The 17488-nt window shown below is 52.8% G+C and carries 17 protein-coding genes, 1 tRNA gene and 2 pseudogenes; 14 read left to right on the top strand and 6 right to left on the bottom strand.

What is annotated here, in order from left to right:
* Positions 1-24: 24 nt before the first annotated feature.
* Positions 25-1932, bottom strand: coding sequence for a threonine--tRNA ligase (gene thrS, locus BSZ31_RS11570; RefSeq protein ID WP_105028881.1), 1908 nt, complete (start codon positions 1930-1932; stop codon positions 25-27).
* A 121-nt stretch (positions 1933-2053) separates the two neighbouring features.
* Positions 2054-2182: a hypothetical protein gene (locus BSZ31_RS17600; protein WP_255411428.1), complete on the bottom strand. Its 129-nt coding sequence runs from the start codon at positions 2180-2182 to the stop codon at positions 2054-2056.
* A gap of 187 nt (positions 2183-2369) precedes the next feature.
* Here BSZ31_RS17600 and BSZ31_RS11565 point away from each other — a divergent pair, with 187 nt between their 5' ends.
* Positions 2370-3086, top strand: coding sequence for a Crp/Fnr family transcriptional regulator (locus BSZ31_RS11565; protein ID WP_105028880.1), 717 nt, complete (start codon positions 2370-2372; stop codon positions 3084-3086).
* On the opposite strand, the gene BSZ31_RS11560 is transcribed toward BSZ31_RS11565, so the two are convergent.
* On the bottom strand, positions 3080-3808 hold the full coding sequence (locus BSZ31_RS11560) for a Crp/Fnr family transcriptional regulator (protein ID WP_105028879.1): 729 nt from the start codon (positions 3806-3808) through the stop codon (positions 3080-3082). The genes BSZ31_RS11565 and BSZ31_RS11560 overlap by 7 nt on opposite strands.
* Positions 3809-4008: 200 nt before the next feature.
* On the opposite strand from BSZ31_RS11560, the gene BSZ31_RS11555 reads away from it, so the two are divergent.
* Positions 4009-4320 carry a BON domain-containing protein gene (locus tag BSZ31_RS11555; RefSeq protein WP_105028878.1) on the top strand — a complete coding sequence of 104 codons (312 nt, stop codon included), beginning with the start codon at positions 4009-4011 and terminating at the stop codon, positions 4318-4320.
* A 60-nt stretch (positions 4321-4380) separates the two neighbouring features.
* Here BSZ31_RS11555 and BSZ31_RS11550 read toward each other — a convergent pair whose 3' ends face one another.
* The 3 genes from BSZ31_RS11550 to BSZ31_RS11540 all read right to left on the bottom strand — a co-directional run bounded on the left by BSZ31_RS11550 (position 4381) and on the right by BSZ31_RS11540 (position 5706).
* On the bottom strand, positions 4381-5157 hold the full coding sequence (locus BSZ31_RS11550; RefSeq protein ID WP_105028877.1) for an OmpA family protein: 777 nt from the start codon (positions 5155-5157) through the stop codon (positions 4381-4383).
* On the bottom strand, positions 5154-5525 hold the full coding sequence (locus BSZ31_RS11545; RefSeq protein ID WP_105028876.1) for a DUF4398 domain-containing protein: 372 nt from the start codon (positions 5523-5525) through the stop codon (positions 5154-5156). The genes BSZ31_RS11550 and BSZ31_RS11545 overlap by 4 nt, the downstream gene beginning before the upstream one ends.
* A gap of 104 nt (positions 5526-5629) precedes the next feature.
* A tRNA-Val gene (locus BSZ31_RS11540) sits at positions 5630-5706 on the bottom strand.
* 124 nt (positions 5707-5830) lie between these two features.
* Between BSZ31_RS11540 and BSZ31_RS11535 the strand changes: the two genes are divergently transcribed.
* The 12 genes and pseudogenes from BSZ31_RS11535 to BSZ31_RS16915 form a co-directional block, all read left to right on the top strand.
* Complete coding sequence (locus tag BSZ31_RS11535; protein WP_105028875.1) at positions 5831-6100, top strand: hypothetical protein; 270 nt, start codon at positions 5831-5833, stop codon at positions 6098-6100.
* A gap of 121 nt (positions 6101-6221) precedes the next feature.
* A pseudogene (locus BSZ31_RS11530) lies at positions 6222-7138 on the top strand (UDP-2,3-diacylglucosamine diphosphatase).
* A gap of 6 nt (positions 7139-7144) precedes the next feature.
* Positions 7145-8284, top strand: coding sequence for a glycosyltransferase family 1 protein (locus tag BSZ31_RS11525; protein ID WP_105028874.1), 1140 nt, complete (start codon positions 7145-7147; stop codon positions 8282-8284).
* Positions 8285-8373: 89 nt separating this feature from the next.
* Positions 8374-9159 carry an enoyl-ACP reductase FabI gene (fabI, locus tag BSZ31_RS11520; protein WP_105028873.1) on the top strand — a complete coding sequence of 262 codons (786 nt, stop codon included), beginning with the start codon at positions 8374-8376 and terminating at the stop codon, positions 9157-9159.
* Positions 9160-9202: 43 nt separating this feature from the next.
* On the top strand, positions 9203-9937 hold the full coding sequence (locus BSZ31_RS11515) for an ABC transporter ATP-binding protein (RefSeq protein ID WP_240605699.1): 735 nt from the start codon (positions 9203-9205) through the stop codon (positions 9935-9937).
* Positions 9938-9940: 3 nt separating this feature from the next.
* On the top strand, positions 9941-12499 hold the full coding sequence (locus tag BSZ31_RS11510; protein ID WP_105028872.1) for an ABC transporter permease: 2559 nt from the start codon (positions 9941-9943) through the stop codon (positions 12497-12499).
* Positions 12496-13605, top strand: a complete 1110-nt coding sequence (locus tag BSZ31_RS11505; RefSeq protein WP_168426953.1) for a lipocalin-like domain-containing protein — start codon at positions 12496-12498, stop codon at positions 13603-13605. Before BSZ31_RS11510 ends, BSZ31_RS11505 begins: the two co-directional genes overlap by 4 nt.
* 19 nt (positions 13606-13624) lie before the next feature.
* Positions 13625-15400, top strand: a complete 1776-nt coding sequence (locus BSZ31_RS11500; RefSeq protein ID WP_105029853.1) for an ABC transporter transmembrane domain-containing protein — start codon at positions 13625-13627, stop codon at positions 15398-15400.
* An 84-nt stretch (positions 15401-15484) separates the two neighbouring features.
* Positions 15485-16279, top strand: a complete 795-nt coding sequence (gene thyA, locus BSZ31_RS11495; RefSeq protein WP_105028870.1) for a thymidylate synthase — start codon at positions 15485-15487, stop codon at positions 16277-16279.
* A gap of 3 nt (positions 16280-16282) precedes the next feature.
* Positions 16283-16849: a dihydrofolate reductase gene (locus BSZ31_RS11490; protein ID WP_105028869.1), complete on the top strand. Its 567-nt coding sequence runs from the start codon at positions 16283-16285 to the stop codon at positions 16847-16849.
* 57 nt (positions 16850-16906) lie between these two features.
* Positions 16907-17179, top strand: coding sequence for an oxidative damage protection protein (locus BSZ31_RS11485; protein WP_008249931.1), 273 nt, complete (start codon positions 16907-16909; stop codon positions 17177-17179).
* Between the two features lie 112 nt (positions 17180-17291).
* Positions 17292-17488 (top strand): annotated as a pseudogene (locus BSZ31_RS16915) (hypothetical protein); the annotation flags it as partial.

Genomic DNA, 17488 nt, shown 5'->3' with positions numbered 1-17488 from the left:
CCTCTTTCTTCTGGTTAAATAAAATCAGACCCGGCTGTTGATTTCACCCAGCAGGCGCTGAACGAATTGGTCAACAGGCAATGAGCCCAGGTTTTCATTGCCGCGCAAGCGCACGGCAACTTGGTTTGCATCACGTTCCGCATCGCCGATTACAGCGATATACGGGGTTTTCTGCATCGTGTGCTCACGGATTTTACGATTGATCTTTTCATTACGCAAATCCGCCTCCACTCTAATGCCTTGTTTTTTCAACATTTGCACCACATTGTGGGCGTATTCATTGTGCGCCTCGGTGATGGTGGCCACCACCACTTGCACGGGCGACAGCCACAAGGGCATGGCACCTGCATGGTTTTCAATCAAAATGCCGATGAATCTTTCCATAGAGCCCACAATGGCGCGGTGAAGCATGACAGGTACGCGGCGGCTGTTGTCTTCGGCCACATACTCAGCGCCCAGGCGGCCGGGCAACTGGAAGTCCACCTGAATGGTGCCGCACTGCCATGAACGACCAATCGAGTCTTTCATGTGGTATTCAATTTTGGGGCCATAAAATGCGCCTTCGCCTGGCAGCTCGGTCCACTGAACACCGCAGGCTTTCAAGGCCGCGCGAAGGGAATCTTCGGCTTTGTCCCAGGTTTCATCGGTGCCCAAGCGAGCCTCTGGGCGCAGGGCCAGCTTCACATTGATTTCATTGAAACCGAAGTCGGCATATACCTGCATGGCCACCTGGTTAAAGCGGGTGACCTCTTCTTGCACTTGATCTTCAGTGCAGAAAATATGGCCGTCGTCTTGCGTGAAACCGCGCACACGCATAATGCCGTGCAAGGCACCCGAGCTTTCATTTCGGTGGCACGCACCAAATTCACCATAACGCATGGGCAGGTCGCGGTAAGAACGCAAATCGCTCTTGAACACCTCAATGTGACCAGGACAGTTCATCGGCTTTAACGCATAGTCGCGCTTTTCCGATTCAGTCGTGAACATGTTCTCTTTGTAGTTGTCCCAGTGACCAGATTTTTCCCACAACTTGCGGTCCAAAATTTGAGGGCAACGAATTTCCTGGTAACCACCATCTACGTACACCTTGCGCATGTACTGCTCAACCTGCTGCCACAAAGCCCAACCCTTGGGGTGCCAAAACACCAGGCCGGGGGCTTCATCTTGCATGTGGAACAAGTCCAGCTGTTTGCCCAGTTTGCGGTGGTCGCGCTTTTCAGCTTCTTCAAGGCGGTGCAGGTAAGCGGCCAGGTCCTCTTTCTTGGTCCAGGCTGTGCCATAAATACGCTGCAACATTTCATTGTTGGAATTGCCGCGCCAGTAGGCACCAGCCACTTTCATGAGCTTGAAGTGTTTCAGTTTGCCGGTGTTGGGCACGTGTGGACCACGGCACAGGTCAATGAACTTGCCTTCGCGGTACAGAGAAATGTTTTCATTGCTTGGAATGCTGGCAATAATTTCGGCCTTGTAGTGTTCGCCCTGGTCTTTGAAAAACTGCACGGCATCATCGCGCACCCATTCTTCGCGAGTAACTACTTCATCGAGCCTGGCCAACTCGGTCATTTTTTTCTCGATCGCTTCCAGATCTTCAGGGGTGAAGGGGCGCTCGTAGGAAAAGTCGTAGTAAAACCCGTCTTCGATCACAGGGCCAATGGTGACCTGCGCAGAGGGGAACAATTCCTTCACGGCATAGGCAAGTAAGTGGGCTGTGGAATGGCGGATCATGTCCAGCCCTTCGTCGTCTTTTTCAGTGACGATAGACAGGGTGGCGTCGTTTTCAATGGTGTAAGAGGTGTCAACCAGCGTGCCGTTCACTGTGCCGGCCAAGGCGGCTTTCGCCAAACCAGGGCCAATGCTGGCCGCCACTTGGGCGACTGTCACAGGGTGATCGAAAACACGTTCGGATCCGTCAGGCAGGCGGATTACTGGCATAGGTACTTCCCTTACGATTGAATGGGCTTAAATATAAAATTCTTTGCAACCCTCTATTTTAGCCTTTTGAATGATGCCTGTTCACTAAAAAGCTGTTGATTGCTGACAAAAGCTTGTTCAATCAAACAATTTTGGGTTTGTGAATGCCTTCCTTGATGTCTTTCTTCACTTTCTTGGCTGCCTTCTTTTCCTTCGGCGTGCTCAAAGCCTTCTTTTTGTCCATTTTGTTGCTTTTTTGCTCATGACTCATGAGTTTTCTCCAATAATTCGCAGACCGATACAATTAGCCGCCCGCAATCCAATAATCCTCGAGTTCGGCAGGAAGGTATGTTCGGTAGCGCACACAAGTTAACGCCGACAGGACTACACTCTGAGGGTGAGGTGCTCAATGCTGCTCAATATCGTCTGGCCAGGCGCTTCACCACACCGAAGGCAAAATGAATTCCCCACCGCTTAATCACCTGCTCAACGCCCTACCCCTTTCAGATTTCGAACGCATCAAACCGAAACTTGAAACTGTCACCCTGAATATGGGTGATGTACTGTATGAATCGGGCGATCAAATGCGCCACGCCTATTTCCCGACCACCGCAATAATTTCACTGCTTTACGTTTTGGAAGACGGATCCAGTGTTGAAATCGCTGTCGTGGGCAATGAGGGCATGTTGGGAATTGCGCTTTTCATGGGCGGACACACCACCCCAAGCCGCGCAATTGTTCGCTGCAAAGGACAATCCTTTCGACTGAAAGCCGACAACTTGCTGGAGGAGTTCCAGCTTGGCGGGCATACCCAGAATCTGCTGCTGCGTTATACGCAAGCCCTGATTACACAAATGACCCAGACCGGGGTGTGCAATCGCCACCACTCGGTAGAGCAGCAATTGTGCCGCTGGCTATTGCTCAGCCTGGACCGCTTGCCCGGCAATTCACTGGACATGACCCAGGATTTGATTGCCAGCATGCTGGGCGTGCGAAGAGAGGGTGTGACCGAGGCTGCAGGGCGACTTCAACGTGATGGTTTGATTCAATACAGCCGTGGCCATATCGAGGTGCTTGACCGACCTCGACTGGAACAAAACGTGTGCGAATGCTACAAGGTAGTGAAAACCGAATTTGAGCGGTTGCTGCCTTTTTGCAATGAGCGTGATCATTGAATGGACTGGCTGCCCAGCAAACATTCAAATTCATACCGAACCAGCGGATAGCATTCACAAACCAGCGCCTCCAGACCTTGCCTGCTGAGCACATGAATTTTGCCGCGATGGTACTGAATCAAGCCTGCAGCCTGCAACTTCCCCGCGGCAACAGTAACCCCAGCCCGCCTTACACCCAACATCTCTGAGATGTGCTCATGGGTCATGACAAATTCATTGTCCTGCGCTCGATCAAGGCTCAACAACAGCCAGCGACACAATTGTTGGTCAATGGTGTGGTGGCGGTTACACACCGCATTTTGAGTCATTTGTGTGATCAAGGCCTGGGTGTATCGCAGTATCAATTTGAACAGTGAACCTGCGCGATAGAACTCGGAATTGAATCGATCTGCGTCGAGTCGATAAGCCTGACCTGTGGCCTGCACCACAGTGGAACTTGGCGATGCATGCTGGCTCATGAACAGAAAAATACCCAACATACCTTCGTTACCCACAATTGCGATTTCTGCGGAGTCTTTATTTTCCAGCACACACAACATGGAAACCACCGCGGTAGTGGGGAAGAAAACTGAGCCAATCGGCTGCGATGTTTCATAAAGCACCTGGCCCATTTTCAAATCCACAAGCTCCAGGCCTGACAACATTCGATGCAATACATCCATGGGCAAGGCCTTGAGCAACAGGTTCAAATTCAAGGTGTGGTCAAACTCATTCAATGACATCGACAAGGCCTTTGTTTACTTCTTGAATGCAAAGGAATATCACTCACGTAGCGAAATGTCTGTACGCAAGTTCACTTAAGCCTCTATTTGTTTATGTGTGCGCCACCGCACTGTGAAAAATCCGGTAAGTGACTACTGTTTAAGAATCGGTATTTTCTGTCCATTAAATACACAGTAACATCCCAATCGGAGTTAAAACTATGTTTTCAAATCAACGACTTTTAAAAAGCTTTGGTCTTCTATCAATCGTTTTCCTGGCTGCATGTGTAACACCTCAGCAACAAACCCAGGCCAGCGAATATGTTGAAGACTCAGTGATCACCACCAAGGTGAAGGCTGCCATTTTTAATGAACCTACCTTGAAATCAGCCGAGATAAACGTGGAAACATTCAAGGCTGTGGTGCAACTAAGCGGCTTTGTTAATTCCAGCTCAGACATGAACCGGGCTGTTGAAGTAACCCGTGGAGTAACCGGTGTTCAATCGGTGAAAAACGACATGCGTCTTAAATAACTCAGACGTAAAAAAACCCGCTACAGAGTTTCAAATCTGTAGCGGGCTTTTTATTGCGACTTAATTCAGAACAGTGATTTCAACACGGCGGTTCTGCTGCCTGCCTGCGGCAGACTGGTTGCTGGATACTGGCGAAGTTTCACCAAGACCTTGCATACCAAGCCGATTTGCAGAAATTCCGCGGTTGATCAGGTAACTGAATACCGACTGTGCGCGACTCTGTGACAGTTGCAGATTGCTTTGTTCTGAACCCACGCTGTCTGTGTGTCCTTCGATCATCAACTTGCGATCTGGATTGTTACTCATGAAGTTAAATAGTCTAGTCAAATTGCTGTCGGCACCTGCGTTCAAATTCGACTGACCGTTGGCGAACAAAACATCACTGAGAGTAATAACCATGCCGCGTGGTGATGGTTTGGCATTCAAGGCGGCAAGTTCAGCCGAAAGTTGCGCCGCACGGCGATTGGCCGCGTCAGCCTCTGCGGTTCGGGAGGCTAGCCTGGCATCAGCAGTGTTTCCGCTGATTGTTTTCTGCTGTTCCAACAAATAAGCCTCGCGTGCCTTGGCTTCTGCAATTTCAATTTTCCGGTGTGCCACAAAATCGTTGTGATAGGTTACTTGCGTGCTAATTTGCGGCTGCTCTACTTTGTTGACTGCGACCTCAGCTTCCGCACGTGCCTCGGGTGCATAACGGCTCAAAACTGGGTCTGCCTGAAGCGTTGTGAGTTTGTTGCGCAATTCAACCTGACGATCAGAGCTGACCATGGTTGATGCACAGGCCGACAGCAAACCAAGCATCAAAACGCTAAGTGCGGTGTATTGGGGTAACTTATTCATGGTGACACCTTTTTGTTACGCAACATTTCCTGCTGCATGGCGTTGCTTTGGTTTTGTAGTTGTCGATTGGTTGCCGCAGTAACACCAACTTTTGTTTTGGCAATGGCCAAGTCTGAACTCACGATAGATTCGATGGCCAGCATTTCAGCCAAGTCTGCCTGTCCATTTTGAGAGGCTATTCTTGAGGCCTCCAACCGCTGGCGGGCCACGGTTAATTCATGATTGCCGTAGGTATTGACAGGCATGTTTTCTGCATTGGATACGGCAACCTGCCCTTCTACATAGGATCGACTGTGTGGAGTTGGCGCAGTGGCGCAAGCGGCAAGAACGCCGGTCAGTAAAGCTAGGTTTGCGATAGCAATTTTCATTGCAATTTGCCTTTTGACGGTTTAATCCACCACCATAGGCAAAAGGCAAGCCTGAGTCGGTGCGCTGGCGAACACAGACAAAACTGTAAGACAAGGGGGAATGTTGGTAGGACCGACTGGAATCGAACCAGCGACCTCTGCCATGTCAAGGCAGCGCTCTAACCAGCTGAGCTACGGTCCTAAAGAAGAGTGCGAAATATACACCAGTGCGCCTGCGGGGGCAAGTCCAAACACGCTTGACAAGACTTCTGACAAGAACTATTGTCATATTCAATTTTGCATGCCCCCACCCACAAGGAAAACAAATGGCCATTAAAGTAAACCCTCAATCGTTTGAATCCATGCGCAAAGTCATGAACGGCTTCTGGATTGTGGTTCCAGCCTATTTGTTGATCAGCCTTGTGATGCCTTTCCTGTTGGTTCTGGCCGCGTTGTTGCTGGTAGCACACACGCTGGAACTGCCGATTGCCTTCTTGCGATTGCGCGGCAAAAACCTGCCAACCATGGAGGTGGTGTCAAAAACCTTGCTGTATGGCTTCACTTGGTGGCTGCCCAAAAGCCTGGAAGCGAAATAAAACTAGTCATAAAACTTCCGGGGCATCGACTTTTCTGTCAAAAAAGAGTCATATAACTGTCACAAGGTAGTCAAATCGAGCGCGTTTAATGGGTGCCATGACAAGAACATGGACATTAAAAATGCGCTCGAACCAGTTGAATTTCAAGCAGCAACTTGCCGAACAACTGTTTGCGAAAGCGACCACCGAACCACTCGTTGAGCCAACTGCTCAGCAGCATGTTTCTGAAGTTGATCCTGCCGCTGATGAGCAGGGGTCCAACAAATACCGCACCATCTGGATTTCAGACATTCACCTGGGTACACCCGGTTGCCAGGCAGACGCCTTGCTCCACTTCTTGAAACACAATGAAAGCGACACGCTTTACCTGGTGGGCGACATTATCGATGGCTGGCAGCTGCGCAAAAGCTGGTTTTGGCCGCAAAGCCACAACGATGTCATTCAAAAGGTGTTGCGCAAGGCGCGCAAGGCACACAGGTGGTGTTTATTCCCGGCAACCACGACGAGGCCGCGCGCCAGTTTGCTGGCATGACCTTCGGCGACATTCCGATTATGGAAAACGCAGTGCACGTGACCGCAGACGGCAAACGCCTGTGGGTGGTGCACGGTGATGAGTTTGACCAGGTGGTGCGCTATGCCAAGTGGCTGGCCTACCTGGGCGACACGCTGTACAACTTTGCGCTGACTTTGAACCGGGTGTTGAACAATATTCGAATCAAGCTGGGCTACCCATATTGGTCGCTGTCGCAGTTTTTGAAACAGCAAGTCAAAAACGCCGTGAACTTCATTCTTGAGTTTGAACACGCGCTAATTCACGAGGCCAAACACCGTGGCTACGACGGTGTGGTATGTGGCCACATTCACAAAGCCGAGATTAAAGAAGTGGACGGCTTGCTTTACTGCAACGACGGCGATTGGGTTGAAAGCCTGACCGCGCTGGTTGAGCATCCCTGCGGAAAACTGGACATTGTTCACTGGCCACACCGTGACCTGCCGGTTCGCAAACAAAAAGCGCTTGCGCACACGGTAGCGGAGTAAACCACCATGCGAATTCTGATTGCAACCGACGCCTGGGCACCGCAAGTCAACGGTGTGGTGCAAACGCTTAGCCAGGTGGTGGCACAACTGACCGCACAGGGCCACGAGGTACGGGTGATTCATCCGGGCTTGTTTAAAACCATTCCCTGCCCAACCTACCCTGAAATTCGACTGGCCTTGTGGCCTTTCACGCGCCTGCGCAACGAGCTGGACCGATTCAAACCCCAGGCTGTGCACATTGTGACCGAAGGGCCCATTGGCTTGGCCATGCGGCTGCTGGCGCATGGTCGCGAATTGCCATTTACAACGGCCTACCACACCCAGTTTCCCGAGTATGTCAAAGCAAGGTCGGGCATTCCGATTCGCTTCACTGCCGCGCTGCTGCGCTGGTTTCACAAACCATCCCGTGCAGTAATGGTGCCCACTTTGTCGGTCATCAAAACATTGCAAGGCCGTGGCTTGAACAATTGCGTATTGTGGCAACGGGGTGTTGACTTGAAACGCTTCAATCCGGAACAATCGGCAGCCAGCAAGCATATGAGTTACAGCCCCCGCGACCTGCCTACCGACGATGCCCAACAGGTTGAGCTGCTGCACCGCTTGAATGCCTGTAGCATTGAAAAACCGGTGTTTCTGTACGCAGGCCGTGTGGCCGTGGAAAAGAATCTGGACGCATTTTTGAGCCTTGAACTGCCGGGCGAAAAATGGATTGCTGGCGACGGCCCGGCACGCAAGGCGCTCGAGAAACAATACCCAGAGGCCAAATGGTTCGGCATGCTGAATCACGCGGCGCTTTCAGAGTTATACAAACGTGCCGATGTGTTTGTGTTTCCCAGCATGACTGACACCTTCGGGCTGGTGCTGCTTGAAGCCATGGCCAGCGGCTGCCCCGTGGCAGCGTTCCCTGTGAACGGGCCGCTGGACGTGGTTGGCAATTCCGGTGCAGGCGTGCTGGACTGGAACTTGAAAACCGCTGCCATGGCCGCATTGAAAATTGAACGCGATGTACCGTTGAAGCACGCCAGCACTTTTACCTGGGAAAATTGTGCCGAACAGTTTCAGGGCTACCTGGCCCCGATCGGGTTGACGAGCACTGCGCCCAAGAAGCTGTCGGCCAACCCCAAGCCTTTGTCTAACCGCCCCTGAAGTCGATTGCCCTGTGAATTGCCTATAATAGGCCCTAAATGATAGGCACTAAGTGAAAACTCACAACTCATTCTCAGGAGCAATACAAATTGGGATTCCTAGCCGGTAAAAAAATTCTTATCACAGGCCTTTTGTCAAACCGTTCAATCGCCTATGGTATTGCCAAGGCCTGCCACGCGCAGGGTGCTGAACTGGCCTTCACTTACCAAACCGAGCGTTTCATTGACCGTGTTACAGACATGGCCGCCGAGTTCAACTCCAAGCTGGTGTTTCCGCTGGATGTGGCCGAGGACACCCAAATTGAAAACCTGTTCACTGAACTGGCCAAGCACTGGGATGGTTTGGACGGTTTGGTGCACGCCATTGGCTTTGCCCCGCGCGAGGCCATTGCAGGTGACTTTCTGGAAGGTATTTCGCGCGAAGCATTCCGCATTGCGCACGACATTTCAGCCTACAGTTTCCCGGCACTGGCCAAAGCGGCCTATCCCATGATGCAAGGCCGCGAAGGCGCTTTGCTCACACTCAGCTATCTGGGCTCTGTTCGCATGGTGCCCAACTACAACACCATGGGCTTGGCCAAGGCATCGCTGGAAGCATCGGTTCGCTACCTGGCTGAATCACTGGGTCCAAAGGGTATCCGCGTGAACGGTATTTCAGCTGGTCCAATCAAGACCCTGGCTGCGGCAGGCATTAAAGGTTTCAGCAAAATTTTGCACGCCGTTGAGGAAGCTGCACCCCTGCGCCGAAACGTGACGATTGACGATGTGGGTAACACTGCCGCATTCATGCTTTCCGATTTGGCTCGTGGCATTACTGCTGAAATTACCTATGTGGATGCAGGCTACAGCACAGTGGTAGGCGGCATGGCAGAATAAGGAATCGATTCCTTAAACGTTTCACCACAAGGCGGTAATTCGGGTGAACCAACAGCAAACAAGTTCAACAACCCTCGCAGTGGCGGGGGTTTCAAAAACCCTCGGTGGCGTTAAGCTGTTCACCGACGTCAGTCTTCAATTGCAACAGGGGCAGTCTCTTGCCGTGATCGGTGAATCGGGGTCAGGTAAATCCACCCTGATTCATTTAATGGCCGGGCTGGACAGGCCCGACACTGGCGAGGTGTATTGGGCTGGCACTGCAATTCACACCTTGAACACCAATCAAATTGCAGCCAGACGGCTTCGGCATGTTGGCTTGGTGTTTCAAGCCTACTATCTGATGCCACACTTAAACGCGCAACAAAACGTTGAATTGCCGTTTCTGCTGGCGGGCGAAAAACCCAACCACTCAAGGTGCATTCAACTGCTGGATCAAGTGGGAATTAGTCACAAATCCAAAAGCTACCCGCGCGAATTGTCGGGTGGAGAACAACAGCGCGTGGCAATTGCACGCGCCTTGGCCTTAAACCCGCCATTGATTCTTGCAGATGAACCGACTGGTAACCTGGACGAAGACAATGCCGAGCGGGTGCTGCAAGTGTTGCTTGACGCATGTTCAGCGCAGGGTTGCGCCTTGGTCATGGTGACCCATTCTGTAAAAGCTGCCAGCCATTTGAATCATCGCCTGAATTTGGCCGACCACCATTTGGCCGAGCACCCTACGGCTGAATTAAACCCGGTTGAAAATTTGGCTGCCCATGCAGCCAACAAGGCCTGAACCATGGCATTGCCACCATGCCTGGCTTTAAAGCTGCAACTGTTTGCTGGCGCCTTGCGTGATCAACCGGTGAAGTGGCTAATTACTACCATTTCAATTGCAGTGGGTGTGGGGCTGGGGTTTGCCGTGCATCTTATTCACAAGCAGGCGCTTGATCAGTTTAACAACGGCGTGCGGCAGTTCTCGGGACAAGCTGATTTGCAGTTGTTGCCGCACAGTTCTCTGCTGCCTGAAAGAATTCTTGAACAACTTGCCGCCTTGCCCGAGGTGGCAGTGGCATCGCCAGTCATCGATATCGTCGTACCCATGCAGGGTTTTGACAAACCGGTGCGCTGGCTAGGGTTGGATGTGTTCACAGCTGCGGCGGTCACGCCCAACTTGATTGGGCAAAGCAGTGATGAAACAAACGACACCGCACAACAAGGCGAGATCCCTTTGCTGAGCTCCACTTATGTTTTTGTAAGCCCGGCTCTGAAAGAACAACTACCCGGTGAACAAAACACACTGACCACACTTCACAACAACTCAAGCCAGGAATGGCAGGCTGCGGGCACGGTACCCGCAGCCGGTAGCGGGCAGCTGCTTGCCGTGGCGGATATCGCAGCGGTGCAATGGCGCTTGGGCACGCTGGGGCAGATTTCCCGGATCGATTTAAAACTTCAGGAGGGCGTGACCCCGGCCAGTTTTCAACGGCAATATGGCGATGAGTTTTCAGAGTTGGGCCGCCTTGAGACGCCCAGTGAACAGGGCACACGAGGAGCCAGTGTCTCGCAGGCCTACCGTGCCAACCTGTCGATTCTGGCCATGGTTGCATTGCTCACGGGTGGCTTTTTAACCTTCTCTACGCAAATGCTGGCAGTGGCACAACGCTCACGCCAATGGGCACTGCTGGCGGCCTTGGGTGCGCGGGCAGGTGCACTGCGCATGCAGGTGTTGTTTGAATCAATGTGTTGCGGTGTGGTGGGTGGTGTGCTGGGCGTGGCCTTGGGCTGGGGTTTGTCCCTGGCCGTGGTTCGTTATCTGGGTGTTGACTTGGGTGCTGGTTACTTTCAAACCACGCAAAGCACAGTGGCTTTGCCCCCTTTGGATACCTTGCTTTTTGCCGGTTTTGGGGTAGTGGCCACCTTGCTGGGCGGTTTGTCGCCTGCCTTGCAAACTGGTCAAATGGCTTTGCACCAACGCCTGCGTGCAGGCACCGAAGAGGCGGGCCTGCAGTTTGCCAACAAAGCGCACTGGGTTGGCTTGCTGCTTTGCGGGGTAGCCGCTGCCTGCTTGTTTATTCCCCCTTACGGAAATATTCCGGTGGGTGGTTACCTGGCAGTAGCTTTTGGTTTGTTCGGAGGCATCGCAATGATTGGCTTGGTGGTGCGCGGCTTTATACGCCCGCCGGCGCAGCTGGCCCAAATGGCAGATCTCGCAAAATCGCGCTTGGCCAGTACTCCGAATTTACTAGCTGTGGGATTGTCGGGCGTGGTTGCGAGTTTTGCTTTGGTGGTGGCCATGCATGTGATGATCTACAGCTTTCGCCATTCGCTGGACAACTGGCTTACGCAAGTATTGCCCGCCCCCTTGTATATAAAACTGAGCAGCTCGAGCATCCCGGTGTTCCCCGATGCCTTTCAGCAAAAAGTGGCTGAACTGCCGGGCGTGGAACTGGTTGAATTTTGGGGACAACAATCGATTGTGCTCAATCCCAAAAGACCCGCCGTTGAACTGATTGCCCGGCCCATTTCAGTTCAGGCTGCTGCACAGCGCCTACCCATGACCGGCAATACAATCGACGAGCCCAAAGCAGGCACATTGCCCGTGTGGGTCAGTGAACCCATGACCGATTTGTATGGCCTGCAAGCCGGTAGCACACTTGAACTGCAACTGGACCAAGGCGTGCTTGTACCCACCACAGTGATGGGCGTGTGGCGCGACTACACCCGCCAACACGGCGCAATTGTGCTGCCCAAGGCAGAACTGCTCAAGCAATTTAATGTGCAATTCAAAGACACACAAGGTGCTGTTTGGCCACAAGAGAATGTAACTGTAAAAGAGATGGTGGCACGCATTGAACAGGCTGCCAGCAGCACAGCAGTTGCGCAAAAAATTGACTTTGCAGAGCCGGGTGAAATTCGACAATTAAGCCTGGATATTTTCGATCGCAGCTTTGCCGTCACCTACCTGCTGGAAATTGCGGCCGTAGTGATCGGCCTGTTTGGCGTGGGCACTACGTTTTCGGCCATGGCCCTGCAACGCAAGCGCGAATTCGCCTTGCTGGGCGCCATGGGGGCCAGCCCAAACTGGATCTTGAAACTGATTGCACGTGAAGCCCTGATTGCATCGGCCCTGGCTGCTTTGGTGGGTTTGATGATTGGTTTGGCATTTGCTGCCATTTTAATTTTTGTGGTGAACCCGCAATCTTTTCACTGGACCATGGAATGGTTCACACCGTGGCGCGACCTGGGCGCCATGGTGTTGGTGCTGATTGCCATGAGCAGCGCCACCGTGACGCTGGCCCTTCGCAACAAACTGGGTACTCGATTGGTCGAGCAATTGAAAGAGGACTGGGCATGAAGCGGCGGGATTTGTTGAAAGCCGGGCTGGGCATGCCACTATTCGCACATATGGGCTTTGCGCTGGCCGAGCGAGGCTTGCAGCGGGTGTATGCCCAACCCAATGTAAACATACCGCCCACCCTACCCCGTGACCATGGCGCACATCCAGCGTTCCGAACCGAATGGTGGTACTTCACAGGCTGGTTTGAAAGCCCGGAATTGGGCGAACCTTTGGGTGTGCAAATTACATTTTTTCGGTCTGCGCCCAATGTGAATGTGCTTAACCCCAGCGCCTTTTCACCCAAACAATTGTTGTTCGCCCATGCTGCTTTGGCCATGCCTTCGGCAGGCAAGTTGAAGCACGATCAAATTATTCGGCGTGCGGGCAGCGGCGGCGCCTTGATTCAAAGCACAAACCAACAGGTGTTGAACGTCCAAATGCCAGGCTGGCAATTACAAACCGCGCAAGGCGAGCAGTGGCAATGCAAAATTAACACCCCGCAATTGACTATCGACTTGCGCATGGAACAAACACAAACACCGTGGATGCAAGGCCAGGGTGGCTACTCGCAAAAAGGGCCCAAAGCGGAGCAATCGAGTTATTACATCACCCTGCCCCACATGCGCAGCAGCGGCACAGTTCGCGTGGAGAACAAAACATTGCCAGTGCAAGGCACCTTCTGGATGGACCATGAATGGTCAAGCACCGTGCTGGCCCCGAACGCCCAAGGTTGGGACTGGGTGGGTTTGCATGGCAGCCAAGGCGAAGCCTTGATGGCATTCCAAATTCGCGATCGCGACACCACCAAACCGCCTGTGTGGACCCATGCAGCCCTTCGACTGGCGGACGGCACAGTGCGCAATTTCAAACAGGTTCAATTCGAGGTGTTGAAACGCTGGAAGTCAAGCCGAACCGGCATTGAATACCCGGTGTCCCAGACGCTTAAGCTGGACGATCAACGCTTTGAACTTCACCCCTTGTTTGATGATCAGGAACTTGACGCGCGCGCCAGCACTGGCACCCTGTATTGGGAAGGCGCCATACACGTGAAAAGCGCCAATGCTTCACCCTGGGGGCGCGGCTACCTTGAAATGACAGGGTATGATCGCCCCATGCAACTTTGAGCCACTTACCACTCACCGCATGAGCAACACCAACAAACTTCAAACGCTGGGGTCAACCCTGGCCTCCTTGGTCAGCCCCCACAAGGCCTGGGCGTTTGCTGCCCTGGGTGCCCTTCTGCTGGGCTCGGCCATGTCCTTGACCATGCCAGTCATGTTTCGCTGGCTGATCGACAGTGGTTTTCTGGCGGGTGAAAACCCCGAGGGTTTGAACAGTGCATTTGGATACCTGCTGGTGCTGGTGTTTGTGCTGGCCATGGCCAGTGCGGTGCGGTTTTACTTGGTAACCACACTGGGCGAACGAATTTCCGCCGATCTTCGCAACCGTGTCTACAGCCACTTGCTGGTGCAACGCCCCGAGTTTTTTGAAACCTTAAAGGTTGGTGAAGTTTTGTCTCGCTTGACCGCTGACACCACGCTGATTCAAACCCTGATTGGCAGCAGCCTGTCATTCTTTTTGCGCAACAGCCTGACCACACTGGGCGGCTTGGTGATGCTGCTGCTCACAAGCCCCTTGCTTTCAGGTGCTGTGCTGTTGTTGGTTGTTGTGGTGATGGTGCCGGTGGTGATATTGGCACGCAGGGTTCGCAAATTGTCGCGGGCCAGCCAAGACAAACTGGCCGACAGCAGCGCGATTGCACAAGAGGTTTTGAACCAGATTACCACCGTACAAGCCTTCAATCAGGAGCACACCGAGGCTTCAAAATTCACCACCTCCAGTGAGCAAACTTACCAAACCGCGCGCAGGCGCACCGTGAACCGTTCCGCTTTGTTGTTTGTTGCGATCGGCCTTGCGTTCGCAGGCCTGGTGGTGGTGTTGTGGATGGGCGCAAAGGCAGTGGCCAGCGGCGAAATGAGCGCGGGTGAACTGGCCCAGTTTGTGATGTACGCGGCCTTTGTGGGCGCCGGTTTCGCTGCGTTATCGGAGGTACTCGGTGAATTTCAGCGTGCAGCAGGTGCGGCCGAGCGCCTGGTTGAGCTGCTCAATCTCGACACGACCATTCACAAACATGGCCTTCCCCCACCCGCGAAACAGGGTGGCTTTTTGATCGAATTCAGTCATGTTGATTTTGCCTATCCATCAGCGCCGGAAAAATTCATTCTTCAAGATTTCAACTTGAGTATTCAGCGCGGCGAAACCCTTGCCGTGGTTGGCCCCTCGGGTGCAGGAAAATCGACGCTTTTCAGCCTGCTGCTGCGCTGGTACGACGTAAACCAGGGGCAGATTTTAATTGAAGGCAAGGCACTGGAAAGCCTGCACCTGGAGCAATGGCGAGCCAATTGCGCCTATGTGGCTCAAGAAGCGGTTATTTTCTCAGGCAGCCTGCAAGACAACGTAAGGTACAGCAAACCCAACGCCACCGCCGAGGAAGTTGACAAGGCACTGGCCGACGCAGCGGCCACCAATTTTGTGCGCCGAATGCCCGAGGGTTTGAATACCAATGTGGGCGAAAAAGGGGTGCGCCTGAGTGGCGGGGAACGCCAACGGGTGTCTATTGCACGCGCCGTGCTGCGAGACGCTGGTTTGCTTTTGCTGGATGAAGCCACCGCCAGCCTGGATGCAGAAAGCGAGCAACTGGTGCAGCAAGCAATCGAGAAAAGCCGACACGGTCGAACTACCCTGATTATTGCCCACCGCCTGGCTACCGTAATGGCTGCTGACCGAATTGTGGTGATGAATGAAGGCAAAATTGTGGAGATGGGTACCCACAAGGATTTGATGGCGCGGCAAGGTTTGTATGCCAAGTTGGCATCGCTTCAGTTCATCAATGAGCATGCACAGAAAGTGATGGCTTGAATTTTCCGGGTTCGCAACGTTTGGGCTTTCCAACAAGGTAAACTTGACAGACTAACGACCCCCCGGATTTGCAGCGAAATCAACATGCAACAGTACCTTGACTTGATGCAGTACGTGCTGGACCACGGCACCGACAAAATGGACCGCACCGGCACGGGCACTCGTTCCGTGTTTGGTTACCAAATGCGCTTTAATCTGCAAGACGGTTTCCCCATGGTGACCACGAAGAAGCTGCACACCCGTTCCATCATTCACGAGTTGTTGTGGTTTTTGATGGGCGACAGCAACATTCGTTACCTGAAGGAAAACGGCGTCAGCATTTGGGACGAGTGGGCCGATGAGAATGGCAACCTGGGCCCGGTGTATGGCGTGCAGTGGCGAAGCTGGCCCACGGCCGACGGCCGCCACATTGACCAAATTTCCCAGTTGATGCAGCAAATCAAGAACAACCCCGATTCTCGCCGCCACATTGTGAGCGCCTGGAACGTGGCTGAAATCAACAACATGAAGCTGCCACCCTGCCATGCGCTGTTTCAGTTTTATGTGGCAGACGGCAAACTGAGTTGCCAACTGTACCAGCGCAGTGCCGATATTTTCCTCGGTGTACCTTTCAACATTGCCAGCTATGCCCTGCTCACCCACATGGTTGCGCAACAATGCGACCTTGAGGTTGGTGACTTTGTGTGGACAGGTGGCGATTGCCATTTGTACAGCAACCACATGGAACAGGTGGCCGAGCAACTAAGCCGCAAGCCGCACCCGCTGCCTACACTGCAAATCAAACGCAAACCTGAAAGCATTTTCGATTACAAGTTCGAAGATTTCGAAATTCTGAATTACACTTGCCACCCGCACATCAAAGCGCCAGTGGCGGTATAAGGCATGAAAGTATCCATTGTGGCCGCAGTGGCCAAAAACGGCATTATTGGCATCAACAACAGCCTGCCTTGGCACTTGCCAGAAGACCTTGCTTTCTTTAAGCAGACTACTTTGGGCTGCCCGGTGCTGATGGGCCGAAAAACCTATGAATCCATCAACCGCCCACTGCCTGGGCGCCTGAATGTGGTGTTGTCGGGCAATGTACACTGGGCACCCGCACCTGCCAAAGACGGCACGCCACGCAGCGTGATTGCATACCCCGCAGCGCTACCCGAGGGCGGTGCCACTCAAATTGCAACAGCCACGAACTTGCCCAATGCACTGAATTGGCTTTCAAATTTTGAACAAGTATTTTTGATTGGTGGGAGTAATTTGTATCAGCAGGCCCTGGACCAAAACCTGGTTGATGAACTGATACTGACCGAGATACATCAAAGCTTTGAAGGCGATGCCAGCTTTCCCCAATGGGATCGCCAGCTGTTCAGGGAAGTTGAACGGATTACCAATACAGCCACCCCGGAACGCGCGTGGGGCTTTGATTTTGTAAAATACGCAAAAGTAGACAATTAATCCGCGAAGAATTAAACCCGAGAATTGATCCCGACAAGGGGTTAAAAGGAGTAAACAATGGCACGCACAGTGAACTGCATTAAATTGGGTAAAGAGGCAGAAGGCTTGGATTTTCCTCCCGCACCCGGTGAGTTGGGCAAGAAAATTTTTGAGAATGTGTCCAAACAAGCCTGGCAAGACTGGTTGAAACACCAAACCATGTTGGTGAACGAAAACCGCCTTAGCCTGGCGGATGCTCGCGCCCGCAAGTACCTGATGGAACAAATGGAAAAGCACTTCTTTGGTGATGGTGCCGAACAAGCTGCCGGTTATGTGCCGCCCAGCAACTAAGCGGCAACCAGTCAAACACACGACTCACAGCACATCAAAAAGCCCCTGAACACAGGGGCTTTTTTCTTGCGCCAGCCGTTGCATACTGAAACCGTCAACCGGAGTTTTCAGCATGACCAGCTTCCAAGACAGCGTGCTGTTTCGCTACTTTTTCTTTCACTGGCTGTTTCGCGATGCCAGCGTGAAAGAGTTGTATCAACGATCTGCGGCAATCGCTCACAACAAAGCCAACCGACACCACTTGCTGGCTTATTTACGCCGCTGGATCGCATTAACCCTGCTGATGTACTTCGCCGGGATCATGCTGGA

The sequence above is a fragment of the Limnobacter sp. SAORIC-690 genome (assembly GCF_002954425.1).
GTDB lineage: Bacteria > Pseudomonadota > Gammaproteobacteria > Burkholderiales > Burkholderiaceae_B > Limnobacter > Limnobacter profundi.
This window is presented reverse-complemented; position numbering and strand designations above follow the sequence as displayed.

Coding starts and splice junctions, on each gene's coding strand:
- thrS (WP_105028881.1), bottom strand. CDS start 1,932: ATGCCAGTAATCCGCCTGCCTGACGGATCCGAACGTGTTTTCGATCAC.
- BSZ31_RS17600 (WP_255411428.1), bottom strand. CDS start 2,182: ATGAGTCATGAGCAAAAAAGCAACAAAATGGACAAAAAGAAGGCTTTG.
- BSZ31_RS11565 (WP_105028880.1), top strand. CDS start 2,370: ATGAATTCCCCACCGCTTAATCACCTGCTCAACGCCCTACCCCTTTCA.
- BSZ31_RS11560 (WP_105028879.1), bottom strand. CDS start 3,808: ATGTCATTGAATGAGTTTGACCACACCTTGAATTTGAACCTGTTGCTC.
- BSZ31_RS11555 (WP_105028878.1), top strand. CDS start 4,009: ATGTTTTCAAATCAACGACTTTTAAAAAGCTTTGGTCTTCTATCAATC.
- BSZ31_RS11550 (WP_105028877.1), bottom strand. CDS start 5,157: ATGAATAAGTTACCCCAATACACCGCACTTAGCGTTTTGATGCTTGGT.
- BSZ31_RS11545 (WP_105028876.1), bottom strand. CDS start 5,525: ATGAAAATTGCTATCGCAAACCTAGCTTTACTGACCGGCGTTCTTGCC.
- BSZ31_RS11535 (WP_105028875.1), top strand. CDS start 5,831: ATGGCCATTAAAGTAAACCCTCAATCGTTTGAATCCATGCGCAAAGTC.
- BSZ31_RS11525 (WP_105028874.1), top strand. CDS start 7,145: ATGCGAATTCTGATTGCAACCGACGCCTGGGCACCGCAAGTCAACGGT.
- BSZ31_RS11510 (WP_105028872.1), top strand. CDS start 9,941: ATGGCATTGCCACCATGCCTGGCTTTAAAGCTGCAACTGTTTGCTGGC.
- BSZ31_RS11505 (WP_168426953.1), top strand. CDS start 12,496: ATGAAGCGGCGGGATTTGTTGAAAGCCGGGCTGGGCATGCCACTATTC.
- BSZ31_RS11500 (WP_105029853.1), top strand. CDS start 13,625: ATGAGCAACACCAACAAACTTCAAACGCTGGGGTCAACCCTGGCCTCC.
- thyA (WP_105028870.1), top strand. CDS start 15,485: ATGCAACAGTACCTTGACTTGATGCAGTACGTGCTGGACCACGGCACC.
- BSZ31_RS11490 (WP_105028869.1), top strand. CDS start 16,283: ATGAAAGTATCCATTGTGGCCGCAGTGGCCAAAAACGGCATTATTGGC.
- BSZ31_RS11485 (WP_008249931.1), top strand. CDS start 16,907: ATGGCACGCACAGTGAACTGCATTAAATTGGGTAAAGAGGCAGAAGGC.